The sequence below is a fragment of the Amycolatopsis sp. NPDC114505 genome (assembly GCF_055633615.1).
Map to the genome: position 1 here is coordinate 1,002,974 of NZ_JBVKDV010000002.1, position 15,428 is coordinate 1,018,401.

15 protein-coding genes and 2 pseudogenes are annotated in these 15,428 nt (G+C 71.3%); 10 read left to right on the forward strand and 7 right to left on the reverse strand.

Annotated features, from left to right (window positions below):
* Nucleotides 1-7: 7 nt before the first annotated feature.
* Nucleotides 8-127 (forward strand): annotated as a pseudogene (locus ACZ7OU_RS22760) (hypothetical protein); the annotation flags it as partial.
* Here the strand turns inward: ACZ7OU_RS22760 and ACZ7OU_RS22765 are convergent.
* The 3 genes and pseudogenes from ACZ7OU_RS22765 to ACZ7OU_RS22775 form a co-directional block, all read right to left on the reverse strand.
* The gene (locus ACZ7OU_RS22765; protein ID WP_470256571.1) at nt 89-1,201 is read right to left on the reverse strand and encodes an iron-containing redox enzyme family protein; all 1,113 of its coding nucleotides are present in this window, start codon (nt 1,199-1,201) and stop codon (nt 89-91) included. The pseudogene ACZ7OU_RS22760 and the gene ACZ7OU_RS22765 overlap by 39 nt on opposite strands.
* 70 nt (nt 1,202-1,271) lie before the next feature.
* Complete coding sequence (locus ACZ7OU_RS22770) at nt 1,272-2,186, reverse strand: NADP-dependent oxidoreductase (protein WP_470256572.1); 915 nt, start codon at nt 2,184-2,186, stop codon at nt 1,272-1,274.
* Nucleotides 2,187-2,198: 12 nt separating this feature from the next.
* A pseudogene (locus ACZ7OU_RS22775) lies at nt 2,199-3,646 on the reverse strand (MFS transporter).
* A gap of 91 nt (nt 3,647-3,737) precedes the next feature.
* On the opposite strand from ACZ7OU_RS22775, the gene ACZ7OU_RS22780 reads away from it, so the two are divergent.
* From ACZ7OU_RS22780 to ACZ7OU_RS22800, 5 genes are all read left to right on the forward strand, one after another.
* Nucleotides 3,738-4,409, forward strand: coding sequence for a TetR/AcrR family transcriptional regulator (locus ACZ7OU_RS22780; RefSeq protein ID WP_470256573.1), 672 nt, complete (start codon nt 3,738-3,740; stop codon nt 4,407-4,409).
* 85 nt (nt 4,410-4,494) lie between these two features.
* A complete protein-coding gene (locus ACZ7OU_RS22785; protein ID WP_470256574.1) occupies nt 4,495-4,941 on the forward strand; it encodes a hypothetical protein in 447 nt (148 codons plus the stop codon).
* A gap of 25 nt (nt 4,942-4,966) precedes the next feature.
* The gene (locus tag ACZ7OU_RS22790; protein WP_470256575.1) at nt 4,967-6,157 is read left to right on the forward strand and encodes a sensor histidine kinase; all 1,191 of its coding nucleotides are present in this window, start codon (nt 4,967-4,969) and stop codon (nt 6,155-6,157) included.
* On the forward strand, nt 6,157-6,807 hold the full coding sequence (locus ACZ7OU_RS22795; RefSeq protein ID WP_470256576.1) for a response regulator: 651 nt from the start codon (nt 6,157-6,159) through the stop codon (nt 6,805-6,807). The genes ACZ7OU_RS22790 and ACZ7OU_RS22795 overlap by 1 nt, the downstream gene beginning before the upstream one ends.
* Before the next feature lie 128 nt (nt 6,808-6,935).
* Complete coding sequence (locus tag ACZ7OU_RS22800; RefSeq protein WP_470238093.1) at nt 6,936-7,379, forward strand: RDD family protein; 444 nt, start codon at nt 6,936-6,938, stop codon at nt 7,377-7,379.
* Between the two features lie 101 nt (nt 7,380-7,480).
* Here the strand turns inward: ACZ7OU_RS22800 and ACZ7OU_RS22805 are convergent, their stop codons facing one another.
* Entirely contained in the window at nt 7,481-7,924 is a 444-nt protein-coding gene (locus ACZ7OU_RS22805) for an Hsp20/alpha crystallin family protein (protein WP_470238092.1), read from the reverse strand.
* 105 nt (nt 7,925-8,029) lie between these two features.
* On the opposite strand from ACZ7OU_RS22805, the gene ACZ7OU_RS22810 reads away from it, so the two are divergent.
* The 3 genes from ACZ7OU_RS22810 to ACZ7OU_RS22820 all read left to right on the forward strand — a co-directional run bounded on the left by ACZ7OU_RS22810 (nt 8,030) and on the right by ACZ7OU_RS22820 (nt 10,291).
* A complete protein-coding gene (locus ACZ7OU_RS22810; protein WP_470238091.1) occupies nt 8,030-8,641 on the forward strand; it encodes an HSP18 transcriptional regulator in 612 nt (203 codons plus the stop codon).
* 73 nt (nt 8,642-8,714) lie between these two features.
* Nucleotides 8,715-9,890, forward strand: a complete 1,176-nt coding sequence (locus ACZ7OU_RS22815; protein WP_470238090.1) for a serine/threonine-protein kinase — start codon at nt 8,715-8,717, stop codon at nt 9,888-9,890.
* Complete coding sequence (locus ACZ7OU_RS22820; protein ID WP_470256577.1) at nt 9,890-10,291, forward strand: ATP-binding protein; 402 nt, start codon at nt 9,890-9,892, stop codon at nt 10,289-10,291. The genes ACZ7OU_RS22815 and ACZ7OU_RS22820 overlap by 1 nt, the downstream gene beginning before the upstream one ends.
* Nucleotides 10,292-10,587: 296 nt before the next feature.
* Here ACZ7OU_RS22820 and ACZ7OU_RS22825 read toward each other — a convergent pair whose 3' ends face one another.
* Together ACZ7OU_RS22825 and ACZ7OU_RS22830 are read right to left on the reverse strand one after the other, a co-directional pair.
* Entirely contained in the window at nt 10,588-11,409 is an 822-nt protein-coding gene (locus tag ACZ7OU_RS22825; protein ID WP_470256578.1) for a GAF and ANTAR domain-containing protein, read from the reverse strand.
* A gap of 252 nt (nt 11,410-11,661) precedes the next feature.
* Complete coding sequence (locus tag ACZ7OU_RS22830) at nt 11,662-12,408, reverse strand: ANTAR domain-containing protein (RefSeq protein ID WP_470238087.1); 747 nt, start codon at nt 12,406-12,408, stop codon at nt 11,662-11,664.
* Nucleotides 12,409-12,529: 121 nt separating this feature from the next.
* Between ACZ7OU_RS22830 and ACZ7OU_RS22835 the strand changes: the two genes are divergently transcribed.
* Nucleotides 12,530-13,732 (forward strand): L,D-transpeptidase, encoded by a 1,203-nt coding sequence (locus ACZ7OU_RS22835; protein ID WP_470256579.1) that lies wholly within the window; start codon nt 12,530-12,532, stop codon nt 13,730-13,732.
* Between the two features lie 211 nt (nt 13,733-13,943).
* On the opposite strand, the gene ACZ7OU_RS22840 is transcribed toward ACZ7OU_RS22835, so the two are convergent.
* Nucleotides 13,944-15,383, reverse strand: a complete 1,440-nt coding sequence (locus ACZ7OU_RS22840; RefSeq protein ID WP_470256580.1) for a non-reducing end alpha-L-arabinofuranosidase family hydrolase — start codon at nt 15,381-15,383, stop codon at nt 13,944-13,946.
* Between the last annotated feature and the right edge of the window lie 45 nt (nt 15,384-15,428).

Below are 15,428 nucleotides of genomic sequence, written 5' to 3' on the forward strand. Positions count from 1 at the left end.
GGGGCCGGTGAACGACGACACGAACCGCACGACCGTCACCCCGTACGAAGACGGGCCGTTGCTGCTGCGCGGCGACTTCGAGATCCGCTCACCGGAGGGCGAGGTCATCGATCCCGGCCGGAGCACCGTCGCGTTGTGCCGGTGCGGGCTCTCGGCCGTCAAACCGTTCTGTGACGGCACGCACAAGGTCCGCGGGTTCCGCGCCGCCGGTGGCCGCTGAGCGCAGCGCGGACCGGTCGCTTTCCCAGTGCGTCAGCAGTGTCCGGCCGAACTCGGCTTCCACGGCGAGCCCGCACGCCGCGCCGAAGAGGACGTCGGCCGCGGCGGCGGGGTTCTCCCGGGCGAACGTGCCGCAGAGGTCGTGGGCGGCGATCTGTTCGTGGACGGCGTCGGCTTCGACGTGGACGTCGTAGAACCGGGTCGCGTCGGCGTCGCCGCCGAGCCGGCGCAATCCGTTGCCGTAGCGGCGGTTCGGCAGCGACGAGGTCATCTCGAACGCGGCCAGGTGCCCGAGCGTGGCGCCGAGCCAGCGCCGGTGGAAGCCGAAGAACGACATCAGGTTGCTCACCGCGAGCGTCACGGCCGGGACGTCGTCGACGTAGTGCCCGTAGCTGTCGTCGAGGGCGAGCCCGCGCATGGTGGCGCGGAACAGCTCGGAGTGCATGCGGTCCAGCCGGCCGTCCCCGTATTCGTCGGCCTGGATCTCCAGGAGCGCCACCTTGGCGGCACCGGTGAGGCGGGGAATGGCCCAGCTGTGGGGATCCGCTTCCTTGAGGTGGTAGATCGAGCGGTGCACGACGAACTCGCGGAACTGCGCGGCGGACGCGCGTCGCTGCAGGAACTTCGCCAGCGACGGTCCGTCGTCGTTCCGGACCAGCTCGGCGAGCGCCTTCGGCACGTCCTCGGGTCGCACGTCGACCGCGGGGACGAGGTCGCGCAGTCCCGTCAGCCATCGCCGTTCCGCTCGTCTTCTCACGCCGGCGACGAACGGGGTGTGCTCCCACTCCGCCTCGACGTCGTCGAAGCCGCGATAGCCGAGTTCGTAGCAGATCCACAGGGTGAGCTGCAGATCGTCGTCGTGCAGCACCGGCAGCTCGGCGAAGTCCGGCAGGGTGCCGTCCGCGGTGTCGTCCGGCGTCCCGCCGAGAAGCCGGTCGGCGAGCGCCGCGCTCAGCGGGCCGCGGGGGTGGGGCAAGCGCATGGAACCTCCTGGGAACTGGACGCTCCGTATACCCGCTCGAGCGCCCTTCACTCGTGCCACCCCGACCTGGTCACCGGACAATCAGGACCAGCCGCCCGCGCACGTGGCCGGTTTCGCTGGTGCGGTGCGCTTCGGCGATGTCGGCCCAGGGAAAGGTTCGCTCGACCGGCAGCCAGAACTTCCCCGCTTCGACCAGCTCGCCGACCCCGGCCAGCGCGTGGAAAGCGTTGCCGTCGGCGAAACCGTTGCTGAAGTGCACCCCGTGCTCTTCGGCGCCCGCGAAGTCGGCCAAGGTGATCACCTTCTTCGCATCGCCGCCGGCGAGGGCGATCAGCTCGGGGAGCACGCCGTTGCCGGCCACGTCGAGCGCGACGTCGACACCGTCGGGGGCCAAGGCGCGGACCCGGTCGGCCATGCCGTCCCCGTAGGTCACCGGTTCCGCGCCCAGCAGGGTCAGGAAGCCACTGTTGCGGGCGCCGGCGGCGCCGATCACTCGTGCCCCGCGGGCGATGGCCAGCTGGACGACCGCGGTGCCGATCCCGCCGGAAGCGCCGTTGACGAACAGCGTGGTCCCGGCGGTGACGTGGAGCTGGGCGAGGCCGCGGGTGGCCGTCTCGAGCGCGACCGGGAGGCCGGCCGCGTCGACGAACCCGAGTGACGGGGGGATGGGCGCCCGGAAGGTGAGCAACGCGTACTCGGCGGCCGCGGCCTGGTCGTCGGAGATGCCGAAGACCCGGTCGCCGACCGAGACGTCGGAGACGTCGGCGCCGATCTCGTCGACGATGCCGGAGACGTCGGCGCCGGTGGTTTGCGGCAGGGTGGCGCCGAAACTGAGCTCGCCGCGGCGGATCTTCGTGTCGCTGGCGCTGATCCCGGCCGCCCGGACCCTGATCCGGACCTGGCCGGGACCCGGGTGCGGATCGGGCAGGTCCACGATCTCGAGGACCTCGGGGCCGCCGTACTGCTTGAACTGCACTGCTTTCACGGTGATCGTCTCCTAGTGGGTGATGGCGGGTTCGGTGTCGGGGGCGACGGCCAAGGGGCCGCGGCGGAAGAGCCCGGCGGACAGCACGGCGCCGGTGAGGAAGAGCGCGGCGGCGATCCAGAACACGAAGTGGTAGCCGGCGAAGGTCGCCTGCGCGATCGTGGCGGGATCGGCCGCCGTCGCGGTGTGGGCGGTGAGGTAGCTCGCCGTCGCGGTCGCGCCGAGTGAGCTGAACACGGCGAGGCCGATCGAACCGCCGACCTGCTGGGTGATGTTCGCCATCGCGGACGCGACGCCGGTTTCGCCGGGCCGGACTCCGCTGGTGGCCGCGTTCTGTCCCGGTCCGAAGACCATCCCGAGGCCCAGGCCGATGACGAGCAGGGCAGGCAGCACGCCGCCGGCGTAGGTCGAGTCGGCGTCGATACCGGTGAGCAGGACCATGCCCACCGCGGCGAGGAGGCTGCCGAGCGGGACGATCGGGCGGGTCCGACGCGGGGGAGCAGCACCGCGCCGACCATGACCAGGACGACCATGGGCAGGAACGCCAGTCCGCTCCGCACCGGCGTGAACTTCAGGGTTTCGGCGAGGTAGTAGGCGACGAAGAGGAACACCGCGAAGCCGCCGGTGCCGGAGATCCCGATCGTCAGGTAGGACGCGCCCCGGTCGCGGTCCAGCACCACGCGCAGCGGCAGCAGCGGATCCCGGACCCGCCGTTCGACCAGGACGAACGCGACGACGAGGAGCACGCCGAGCGCGGCCGGGCCGAGCGTCCACCGGTCGGTCCAGCCGCGGGAAGCGGCGTTGCCGAGGCCGTAGACGACACCGAACAGGCCGAGCAGGGCGAGGACGGTGCCCGCGAGATCCAGCCGGGTCCGCTGCGGCCGGGCGCGGTCGACGAGGAACGCCAGCGCGCCCGCGATCGCGACCACCGCGATGACGACGTTGACGTACAGGCACCACCGCCACGAGAAGTTCTGGGTGAGCACGCCGCCCAGCAGCAGTCCCAGCGCGCCGCCGGCGCCGGAGATCGCCCCGAAGACGCCGAACGCGCGGCCGCGCTCGTCCGCGTCGTCGGCGAAGATCACCGACACCATCGACAGCGCCGCGGGGGCGAGGACGGCGGCGAACGCGCCCTGGGCGATCCGGGCGGCCAGCAGGAGACCGAACCCGCTCGCGGCGCCGCCGAGGGCCGAGGCGGCGGCGAACCCGATCATGCCGATGACGAACAGCCGCTTCCGGCCGTAGAGGTCGCAGAGCCGGCCGCCGAGCAGCAGGAGACTGCCGAACGCGAGGGCGTAGCCGGTCACCACCCATTGGCGGTTGTCGTCGGAAAAGGCCAGGTCGTGCTGGGCGGTCGGCAGGGCGATGGTGACGATCGTCGAATCCAGGATGACCGTCAGCTGGGCCAGGCTGAGGACGACCAGCGCGAGCCACCGGTTCGGGACGGCTTCGGATTTCATGAGGACCTTCGCTCGCTCGGAAGCTTGACTTACCGACGTTATATTAACTTATCACCGGTAAGTCAAGTGTCGACGGGTAAGGTGACTGACCATGACCGACGACGTCCTGTGGCTTCGCGACGCGGCACCGCGACCGCCGAGGCGGAACACACCGCTCACCCTGGAGCGGATCATCGCGGCGGCGATCGCCGAGCTCGACGCGGCGGGCGCGGAACGGCTGACGATGCGCCGGCTCGCCGAACGGCTCGAGGTGACCTCGACCGCGCTGTACTGGCACGTCGCGACCAAGGAGGACCTGCTCGACCTCGCGCTCGACCACGTCGTCGGGGAGGTGCCGGTGCCCCCGTCCGGCGTGGAACCCCGGGCGGGGCTGCGGACGCTGCTCGTCGGCTGGCGCGCCGCGATGCTCGCGCACCCGTGGTCGCCCGCTCTGCTCGGCCGCCCGCTGCTGGGCCCCAACGTGCTGGCGCGCACCGAGTTCATCCAGGCCGCGCTCGTGCGGTCCGGGCTGACGGGGCTGGAGCTCGCCGCCGCCACGCGGACGCTCGCCGGGTTCGTCCTCGGCGCGTCGATGGCGGACGCCACCTGGCGGCGCCTGGACGACCCGGCCGCGATCGCCAAGGTCCGCGCGCACATCCTCGACTCCGCGCAGCGTTACCCGACACTCAGCTCGTCCGGGTTCGTCGATGCCGGGTGGTCGGACGACGAGCTGTTCGGGTTCGGCCTCGACCGGGTTCTCGATCAGCTTCTCGCCGGGAGCTGACCGGAGCCAAGGGCGCCTCGGCCGAAAGTACGAGACGGGCGCGACTCAGCGGGTGCCGGGGCGTCCGGAGTCCTAATTTCCCGGTATGACTACCGAAACGGTGCGGGAGAACCCGCCCAGCACGATCATCGCCGCCTTCTTCGGCTTCCTGGTGTCCACGGTCTCCGCGATCGCCGGCGGCCTGCTCATCTTGAGCTCACGCGACGAAATCGAGGCGGCCCTGCGCCGCGCGAACCCGGCGCTGGCGCCGGACCAGCTCGACCGGCTCACCTTGCTCGGACAGGTCATCCCGGTCGCCATCGCCGCGGTCATCGCGCTCGTCTACCTGTGGCTGTCGTTCAAGCTCAAGGCGGGCCGGAACTGGGCCCGAGTCACGCTGACCGTGTTCACCTTGCTGCAGGCCGCTTCGCTGCTGACCACCCAGCCGTCGTGGGCGGCCTACGTGAGTTGCGGGGTCGCGGTGGTCGCGACCGTGCTCAGCTACCTGTCTCCGTCCAACCGCTACATCGCCGGGGTCCGGCGCGCGGGCTGACGCCGATCGGCGGATCATGACGGCCATGCGCGAAGCAGGCGCCAGAGCCCGGCGCGGCATGCTCGGCAGCGAGATCGTGGTGCTGGCGGCGGCGGTCGTCGCCGACATCGTGCTGATATTGCGGGCGCCCGGTGGGGACGGTGGCGGGCTGGCCCCGCTGGCCGGGGTCCTGGCGTCCACGGGGACGGCGATCCCGGTGCTGGCCGTGCTGCGGCGGCGCTTCCCCCGCCACGTCGGTGTGCTGGGGAGCGTCGTCGTCGTGCTGTCGGCGATCGGGACGATCGTGCCGTTCGCCGGGCACGTCCGGACCCAGCCGCCGGTCGCGGAGATCGTGGCCGCCGGGGTGCTCGCCGCCTCGGCCGGCCGCAAGCTCGAACCGAAGTACGCGTTCGCGCTGGCACCGGCGCTGGGCGTGGTGATGATCGCCGCGCCGCTGCTGCGGTACGGCGCCGGCGTGCCGGCGGCGCTGCTGGCGGTGGCCGCCGCGGCGTACTGGGGCGCGTGCCTCGGGGTCGGGCTCATCCTGCGGGCGGCGGACGGACGGCAGCGGGACGCGCTGGAGCGGGCGCGCGGCCAGGAACGCCTGCAGCTGGCCAGGGAACTGCACGACCTGGTGTCCCACCACGTGAGCGGGATCGTCGTCCGCGTGCAGGCCGCTCGCGCGATCACCGAAGCGAAGGCCGACGAGGGGAACCACGCCGCGGTCTACCGCGAGATCGAGGAAGCCGGGGGCGCCGCGCTCGCCGCCGCGCGCCGGCTCGTCGGCATGTTGCGGGACACCGAAGACGTGCCGCCTCCGTCCGGCGCCGCCCTCGGGGACGCGGTGCGCGCGGCCACCGGTTCCGCCGCCCGGATCGACGTCGCCGAGGAACTGGACCGGCTTCCGGTGCCGGCGCAGCTGGCCACGACGATCCACCGCGTCGTGACCGAAGCGCTGACCAACGTCCGCAGGCACGCACCGGAGGCGACCGACGTGTCGGTCTCCGCGCACGTCGAGACCGACGACCTGGTGCTCCGGGTGCGCAACAACGGCGTCCCGGCGGTACCGCTGCCGTCACCGGGCGGCTTCGGGATCGTCGGGATGACCGAACGCGTCGCGATGCTGGGCGGTGGCCTCACCGCGGAACGGGAGGCCGGCTCGTGCTGGCGGGTCGAGGTCCGGCTTCCGCTCGGCGCCGAGGACGCGCCGTTCGGGTCGCTGCCGCGGGGGATCTGATGACCATCCGGGTCCTCGTCGCGGACGACCAGCTCATGGTGCGCACCGGTTTCCGGCTGGTGCTCGACGCCGCGCCGGACATCGAGGTGATCGCCGAGGCCGCCGACGGGGAAGCCGCGGTCCGCCTCGCGCGGCGGCTGCGGCCCGACGTCACCCTGATGGACATCCGAATGCCCAAAGTGGACGGTCTGCGGGCGACCGAGCTGTTCGCCGGGACGGCGGTGGCCGAGCCGCTCCGGGTCGTGGTGGTGACGACCTACGACGCCGACGAAAACGTCTACGCCGCACTGGTTGCCGGTGCGTGCGGGTTCCTGCTCAAGGACGCGGGCCCGCGGATGCTGGTCGACGCCGTGCGCGCGGTGGCCGGCGGCGAAGCGATGGTCTCGCCGTCGGTCACCGTGCGTCTGCTGGCCCGGTTCACCGAAAAGGCCCGGCGGCGGGCGCAGCCGGTGGCGACGCCGCTGACGGACCGCGAATCCGAGGTGGTCCTCGCGGTCGCCCGGGGCCGGACCAACGCCGAGATCGCCGACGACCTCCGGGTGTCCTTGTCGACGGTCAAGACGCACCTGTCGAGCGTCCAGCGCAAGCTCGAGCTCCGCAACCGCACCGAGATCGCCGTCTGGGCCTGGCGGCAAGGCCTGCTCGGATGAGGCCGCCGCCGCTTGACCGGCGTGCGAGACTCGCCGAGTGTGCTCTCAGCGCGACCGCCGCCTCCGTTGAGCCGGCTCCGGAATCGCCGGCGCCCGACCGGAAGGCGGAGGTGGGGGAGCGGCTGGGAATGGCGGGGCGCCGGGCCGTCCAGGCCGGGCTGGACCGGGCTCTCGCCACCGGTGTCGGGGTGTACGCCGCTCTTGTCGTCGGCCTGATCGCGATTCCGTTGCTGCAGTGGGGTTGGGTGCCGCCGAAGCTGATCCTGTGGGGGCCGCTGATCACGTTCATCGCGGTCTCCTTCGCCGGTGACATCGTGATCCAGATCTGGGTCCCGGTGCGCCGCGGCGGGGTCACCCCGGGGATGCTGGTGATGGGCCTGCGGGTCGAGACGCTGCGCGGTGGGCAGCCGACCGGGCGCGCCTACCTGATCCGCTGGGTGCTGCTCACGGTCGACGGGCTGCTGCTGGGGCTGGTGGCGGTCGTCGCCATCGCCGCGACCGAGCGCCGCCAGCGGCTCGGTGACCTGGTGGCGCGGACGATGGTGGTCCGGGTCGGCGAAGACCGGCGCTGAGCCCACGTTTCGGCACGGGTGAGCCGGGCCGGTGCCGGGGTGATGGTGGTGCCGCCGAGGGTGGCCGGACCACTCGGTCCGGCCACCCGGGTGGAACCGGATCAGGGCTGGATCTGCTGCCGATCGTTCGTCGCGCCGGTGACTTCGATGCGCCGGGGCTTGGCCCGCTCGGCGATCGGGATGCGCAGGGTGAGCACACCCTGGTCGTAGTCGGCGGCGATCCGGTCGGCGTCGAGGGTGTCGCCGAGGAACAGCTGCCGGGAGAACACGCCCAAGGGCCGTTCCGACACCTGCATCTGCACTTCGTCGCCGGCGGGCAGGGGCCGTCGTTCGGCCTTCACGGTCAGGACGTTGCGTTCGATGTCGAGTTCGATGGCATCGGGATCGACGCCGGGGAGGTCGAAGCAGACCACGAACTCGTCGCCGGCGCGGTAGGCGTCCAGCGGCATCGCGGCCGGCTTGGACCAGGTCCCCTGCGCCGGGGTGCCGAACATCTGCTGGGCGAAGCGGTCCAGCTCGCGGAACGGGTCGGTGCGCATCAACATCCGTGTCCACCTCCGGAAGTCGTCTCGTCTGGCGTCAACACGCACCACTGTTCTAACATGTCGTCTTATGGATGACAAGTGTGAAGTCGTCGATAGGATGACGAAATGAAGGATGACGCATGGGGTCCCGCGGTGCAGGGGATCGACGATGTCGTGCGCGCGGCCCGGGCCGGCGGCGTCGCGCCCGCCGACGCGCTCGGTGCGCTGACCCGGTTGCGGGCCTTGCGGGAGCAGCTCGGTTCGTGGGAGCCGGAGCTGATCGCGGCGGCGCGGGCCGGCGGTGTGAGCTGGGCCGAGCTCGCCCCGGCTCTGGGTGTGGCGAGCCGGCAGGCGGCGGAGCGCCGGTTTCTCCGGGTGCGGCCCGCGGTGACCGGTGAGTCGACCGGCGAAGGGCGCGTGGATGCCGAGCGGGGTCGTCGCGCCGGCGATCGTGCGGTGGCGGACTGGGCGCGCCGGAACGCGGGGGTGCTCCGGCAGCTGGCCGCTCAGGTCAGCGTCGTGGACGACCTCGGCGACGCCGGGCGGGCGAGTGCCGAACGGCTCGGCGCCGCGCTGGGCGAGGACGACGTCGCCGGTCTGCTGACGCCCTTGGCCGAGGTCCGGACGCACCTCGAGCGTGACCACGCCGGGCTGGCCGAACGGGTCGGCGCGATCGGCGAGCACACCGACCGGTTGCGGCGTGACGCGGCCGATCGCCGCCGCAGGCCTGAGAGGTAACGGCTTTCTCGTGTTTGCCAGGACCCCCCTTTCGGGTAACGGATAGGACCACGAACCGGATGGGGTGCCTGCGATGAGCGACGAGCTGCCGGACGTGATCGCCGGTCGCTACGAGATCGGGCCGATGATCGGCAAGGGCGCCACCGCGCGGGTCCACCGGGCCGTCGATCGTGAGCTGGGCCGCGAGGTCGCCGTCAAGGTCTACGACGACCACGTGGCGGCGGCGGAGCAGCTGCGCCTGGCCCGGGAAAAGACCCTGCTGGCCAGCGTCCACCACCCCCGGGTGGTGGCGTTGTTCGACAGCGGCGCCGAGGGAGACCGGCCGTACCTGGTCATGCAGCTGGTCGAGGGGGAGAACATCGCCGAGCGCTTGCTCGCCGGGCCGTTCACCGCCGACGAGGTGAGCGAACTGGCGCTCCGGCTGGCCGACGCGCTGGCCCACGTCCACGCCCGGAACATCGTGCACCGCGACCTGAAACCCGCGAACGTCCTGCTCGGTCCGGACGGTCCGCTGATCACCGATTTCGGCATCGCGCACTCGCTCGACTCCACGCGCATCACCGGCACCGGGCTGGTCACCGGCACGGCCGCGTACCTCGCGCCCGAGCAGATCCTCGGTGAGCAGGCGGGCCCGCCCGCCGACATCTACGCCCTCGGCCTGATCCTGCTCGAATGCCTGACCGCGCAGCGCGAATTCCCCGGCACCCTGGCCGAATCGGCGATGGCCCGGCTGCACCGCGCGCCGCGGATTCCCGACGGCACACCCGGCGCGCTCGCGCACGCGGTGCGCCGGATGACCGCCCGCGACCCCGCGGACCGGCCGACCGCCGAGCAGCTGGCGGGGTTGCTGTGCGAGGAACCCACGACCGCGGTCGCACTCCCCGCTCCGGCGCCCGGGCGGCGACGGACGTCGGTCGCGGCCGGTGTCCTGGCGGCCGCGGCGGCGGGCGTGCTCGCGGTGCTGCTCACCCGGCCGGCCGATCCGGGGGACTCCCCGGCCGGGCAACCCGAACCCGCACCACCCACCACGTCCGCCGCGGTTCCATCTCAGGTCACCTTGTCCCCGGGCTCGGCCGTCGTGGTGGCCTCGTCGCGATCCGCGAAACCGGTGTCCGTGGGTGTGGTCGCCGCCGTGCCCCCGAAGACCGCCCCGGCGAAGCCGGACGGCGGCCCGGCGAAACCGGAGGACGCCCACCACCCCGGCGCCGGGAAAGCCGTGGGCCGGGGCGGGACGCCGGGCAGACCGTGATGGACTTCGACGAAAGGCGGCAGGCGAAGGCCCAATGCGTCCTGATGCCCGGAAGCGGCTCGGAGAGCCTGGAGCGGACCCGCGACTGGGCCCGCTGGACCCTGCGGCAGGTCACCCCGGAGCTCGCGGACGACCAGGTCGGCACGCTGCTGCTGGTGGTGGACGAACTGATGTCGAACGCCGTGCTCCACGGCGGGGGCTGCCGCCACGTCGTGCTGTCCGTGGAGACGGACCGCGTGGTGGTGAAGGTCGCCGACCGCAGTTCCGCGCTCGCGTTCGTCCCGGCGCCCGATATCCGCGGTGTGAGCGGGATGCGGATGATCGGCGAGTGGGCGAGCACCTGGGGACAGGCCCTCGACAACGCCGGCAAGACGGTGTGGGCGGTCGTCGAGTTCGGCTGAGCCGATCTTCGATTTCCGCGGTTACCACGGGTGCGCGCGGGGTATCCGCGCCCGACCGAGTCATACCGCCGGAAAGGTGCACAGTGCGGATTCGCAAGAGGGTGGCCGTGCCCGTCAACGAGGTCGACCGTGCGGTCGCCATCCTCGCCGCCCGGGGCCTCGGGCCCGCCCGAGCGAGTGTCGAGCTGAGGGAGATGGCCCGCGAACGCCACATCTCCCTGGGTCGCTGCGCGGCTTTGGTCGTGTCCTCGGCGTATCGGGCAGCTCGCTGAGAACGACTCGACGTCGAGCCGCCCTCAGCCGTCGAGCTCCTGGTGTCGCTCGGTGAGGGTGTGCGCCAGCTTGCCGAGCTTGACGTTGAGGTCCTGCGACGTGCGGCGCAGGATGTCGAAGGCTTCGTCGGCGGTCACCCCGCGACGGTTCATCAGGATGCCTTTGGCCTGGCCGATCACGTCGCGGCTGTCGATGGCGCGCCGCAGCTGTTCTTCGCGCAAGGCGGCCGCGGTGTGCGCGGCGGTTCCGGCCAGTGCGACCGACGCGTGGGCCGCGAGGATCAGCGCGTGGTCGACGGCGCCGTCGTCGAAGGCCCCTCGCCGGCGGCTGTAGAGGTTGATGGCGCCCGGTTCCCGGTCGGACCTGCGGTCGGGGAGGAGCGTCGTGGCCAGGAGCGAGCCGAAGCCGAGTTCGGCCGCGCGCGGGCCGAACTCCGGGAACGCCTCCGAGTGCGCGAGGTCGTTCGCCAGCGCGTGGCCGGGACCGTCGTGTTCCGCCGACGCCACGCAGGGACCTTCGCCGGTCCGGTACTGGATGCGGTCCAGTTCCTCCGCGATCTCGTCGGTGCTGACCGGTGTGTGGAAGCCGCCGTCGGGGGAGCGGAGGGTGATGCTGACCAGATCGGCCTCGGGGACGATCCGCAACGCCGCGGCGACCACTTGGTCCATCGCTTCGTGCAGCGTCTCGGCCTCCAGCAGGACACCGGCCAGTGACCCGAAGTGGGAGGCCATCGGCCCGTCCGACGGGACGGGACAGCGGTCCCAGCCGTCGCCACCCGGATCGGCGCGGAACACGACCCGGTCCGCCGCCCAGCCGTCGTCGGTCTGCCCATGGACATCGGTCATCTCGGATCCCTTCCGTGCCTCACACACACGAGACACGGGGGTGTACCCGCTGGCGGGACTTTCATCCGTGCGCTGGGTCTCCGGCCCGATGGCAGGGCACAAACGCCGGGTGATCGGGCAGTCGGAACCGGATCCGCGTTCAGCGGACCGGGGAGCCGGGTACCTGATCACCGGGTCCCCTTCGTACGCGGCGGGGCTCGGCGACGGCGTCGGTTCAGCAGCGAGCCGGCGTCTTCGTCGCGCCCGACCGGGTCACTGCCGGTTCGGGGAAGCCGTGACCTCGGCGAGGAAGTGTTCGGCGACGTCGTGCAGTTTCACGTTCTGCTCTTGCGACGCCTTGACGAGCAGTTCGAAAGCGTCGTCGGGCTGGATGCTGTGCAGGGCCATGAGGACGCCCTTGGCCTGGTCGATCACCGCGCGAGAGGTCAGCGCGGTGCGGAGCTGCCCCATGGTCTCGCGGGCGGCTTGGTGCCGGCGGGTGCTGCGCAGCGCGGATTCGGCGGCGGCGGTGTAGAGGTCCAGCAGCGCCGCGTCGAGCGCACCGAAGCTGTTGCCGCCGGTGTCGTAGAGGTTGAGTGAACCGTGGTAGTGGTGGTCGACGAACAGCGGCGCGGACAGGTACGCGACGACCGAGTGTTCGCTCGCGGCCGCGGCGAACTCGGGCCACTGTTCTGCGGCCTCGGTCACCGTGACGCGTTGGAGTTCGCCGGTCCGGGCGGCCTCCAGGCACGGCCCGCGCCCGGCGTCGTACTGGGCCTGATCGACGTGGTGCGCGCTGTCACCGGTCGCTGTCGCGGTGTACGGGGCGCCGTCGCGCAGCAGCGTGATGCTGGCGATCTCCGCGTCCGGCACCGCGTGCATGACCTGCCGGCACACTCGCTGCAGGACGACCAGCAGCTCCTCTTCTTCCGCGAAGGTGCCGGCCAGGCGATCCAGCGCGTCGGTGACGTCGTCCACTCTTCGTGCGGCGTCCCGCTCGGACAGCAGTTTGTCGTCCATGTGGTGCTCCATCGAGGCGGGGACTGGGAGTCTCGGACCACAGTAGGTGCTGCGGGCCGCGGAAGCTGCTTGGGATCGCCGCACAACTTCGGGCGGTCCCGGACGTCTGATGGACGTGAGAGTGATCCGTATCGCCGGGCTCGGCCTGGGAGTCCTGGTGCTGGCCGCGTGCAGTGGGCAGACCGTCGGAACCGCCTACCCGGCCGGAGCTGCCGGAGCGGCCGACGCGGCGACGACGCCCGGAGTGCCGGCCGCGACGGTGGCGTTCGCCCCCGCGGATCAGCTGAGCCCGAAGGACCCGATCGTCGTCAAGGCGTCGGGTGGCACCCTGCAGGCGATCACCGTCACGAACCCGCAGACCGGCAACGCCGTCAAGGGCGAGCTGTCGCCGGACAAGACGACGTGGACCAGCAACGATCACCTCCGGTACGCGGCCACCTACCAGGTGGTCGCCACCGCGGTGAACCAGGCGGGTGCGGCGACGGAGCAGCGCGGGGAGGTGCACACGCTCAAGCCGTCCGGGGTCGCCACGCCGTCGCTCTTCCAGCCGGCGTCCGGCGATATCGGCGTCGGCCTGATCCTGGGGCTGAAGTTCGACCACGACATCACCGACAAGGCCACGGTGGAGAAGTCGTTCAAGGTGACGTCCTCGCCCGCTCAGGACGGCGGCTGGTACTGGGTGGGCAAGCGCGAGGTGCACTTCCGGCCCAAGGACTACTGGAAGGCCGGCTCGACCGTGAAGCTCGAGACCACGACCTTCGGCACGCCGATCGGGGGTGGCGTGTACGGCGGCCAGGACGTCTCGGCCACGTACAAGGTGCACGACTCCTGGATCGCCAAGGCGGACGGCAAGACGCACCAGATCCAGGCGTTCCACAACGGGCAGCTGGTGAAGACCGCGCCGACCAGCATGGGCAAGACCGCCGACACCCCGCCGCGAGGCGCGACGCCGACCTTCACCGGCACCCACACGGTGCTGGGGAAGGAAGAGCACAAGATCATGGACTCCTGCAGCTACGGCGTGTGCGAGGGCGACCCCGGTTACTACAGCGCGCCGGAGAACTGGAACGTCCGGATCTCGAACGACGGCGAATACCTGCACGAGAACCTGAAGACGGTCGGCGTGCAGGGCAGTGCCAACGTCTCGAACGGCTGCCTCAACATGAACACCGAGAACGCCAAGTGGTTCTTCGACAACTTCAACGTCGGCGACGTCGTCGAGGTCACCAACTCGGGCGGCCCCCAACTGGCGATCAACAACGGCCACGGCGACTGGGCCATCAGCTGGAGTGCCTGGCAGGCGGGCAGCGCCCTGCGCGGCTGAGCCCGGCCGCTTGGACGGCGGCCGGCGGTGTCGATCCGGATGGACACGTTCGCCGCATACGTCGGCGAGATGATGTTCGCGATCAACGAGCCAGGTCGTCGACGACGGTGTCGAACGCCCTGAGCACGGTTCTGGCGCGCTCGTCCGTGACGGAGCGGCACCTGAGAAACCCAGCCGGCGCGCGGCTGGGTTTCTCGTCGAGGCGGACCGGCTAGCGTTGCAGCGTCAGGACACCCGGCCGCCACGGCAGCTGGTCGTACGGGCCGCTCGCGCTGGGGGACTTGCCCTGGTACAGCAGTTGCAGGTTGCACGGGTCGATGGTCTTGGTCTGGTCGGGGTTGGTGCGGACCAGGTCACCGTGGCTGATGTCGTTGGTCCAGCCCGCGCCGCTGTTGGCCTTGCCCGCGAAGGGGTTGCTTTCGCCGGTGGACTGCGGCGTCCACGACCCGCCCAGGCTGCTCGCCGTGAACGAGCGGAAGTAACGCCCGTTCGCGCCGATCGCCTCGACGATCATGAGGTACTGGTTCTGGCCCTGGACCTTGTAGACCTCGACCGCCTCGAACAGGTTGTTCGTCGAGTCGCTCAGGACGGTCGTGTACGACGACCCGAAACTGCCAGGGAAGTTGCCGATCGGCATGCTCGCCCGGTAGATCTTTCCGTTGTCCCCGGCGAAGAACAGGTACATCGACGAGCCGTCGGCGATCAGCGTCTGGTCGATCGGGCCGGTGCCGGAACCGGAGATGCTGCCGGTGAACAACGGCTGCGGCGACGACCAGCCGTTCGGGTTGGTGGGGTCGCTCGACGTGCGGTAGATGAACGGCCACGCGCCCCACTGGTACGCCAGCACCCAGATGTTCTTCGGCGCGAAGTAGAAGAGCGTGGGCGCCACCGCGGCCTGGCTCATCCCGTTCTGGCCGGCCGAGCCCATGTCGGACCAGTTCGTGAACGGGCTGAAAGCCATTGAGCCGTAATTGGATCCCGAGACGTTCGACGCGTAGACGAGGTGCTTGCCGTTGTAGACGACGTTCGTGAAGTCCTTGAGCGAGACCCAGCCGTTCTTGGGCGTCGCGAGCACGCCCGTCGACGACCAGCGGTACGTCGACGGCAACGAACAGCTCCCGCTTCCCCCGGTCGTGGTCGTCGTCGGTGTGGTCGACAGGCCCGTCCACTTCTGGTTGCCCGCGCCGGTGCACGTCCAGAGCTGCACCGCGGTGCCGTTGGCCGTGCCGGCGCCGGTGACGTCCAGGCAGAGCCCGGACTGCACGCCGACCACCGTGCCGTCGGAGTTCAGCCGCCACTGCTGGTTGGCTCCGCCGTGGCAGGTCCAGATCTGCACCCGGGTCCCGGCCGTGGTCGCGCTGGCCGGCACGTCCAGGCACTTGCCGCCGAACACCGTCAGCAGGCCGGCCGCCGTCGACGTCCACTGCTGGCCGGAACCGCCCCAGCAGTCGTAGATCTGCAGGTACGTCCCGTCGGTCTGGCTCGCGTTCGGGACGTCCAGGCACCGGCCGGACCCGACACCGTGCAAGGCGCCGGTGACGTCGGCGGCGGCCGCGCCGGCGCCCAGGGTGACCGCCGACACCACGGTCGCGGCGACCGTCACCGCGGCGGCGAGAACGGCGATCCGCCGGCTGGTACCTGTTCTTTTCATGGTGTACCTCTCCTGGCGACGCGCGATGTTATCGCTAACATTTGA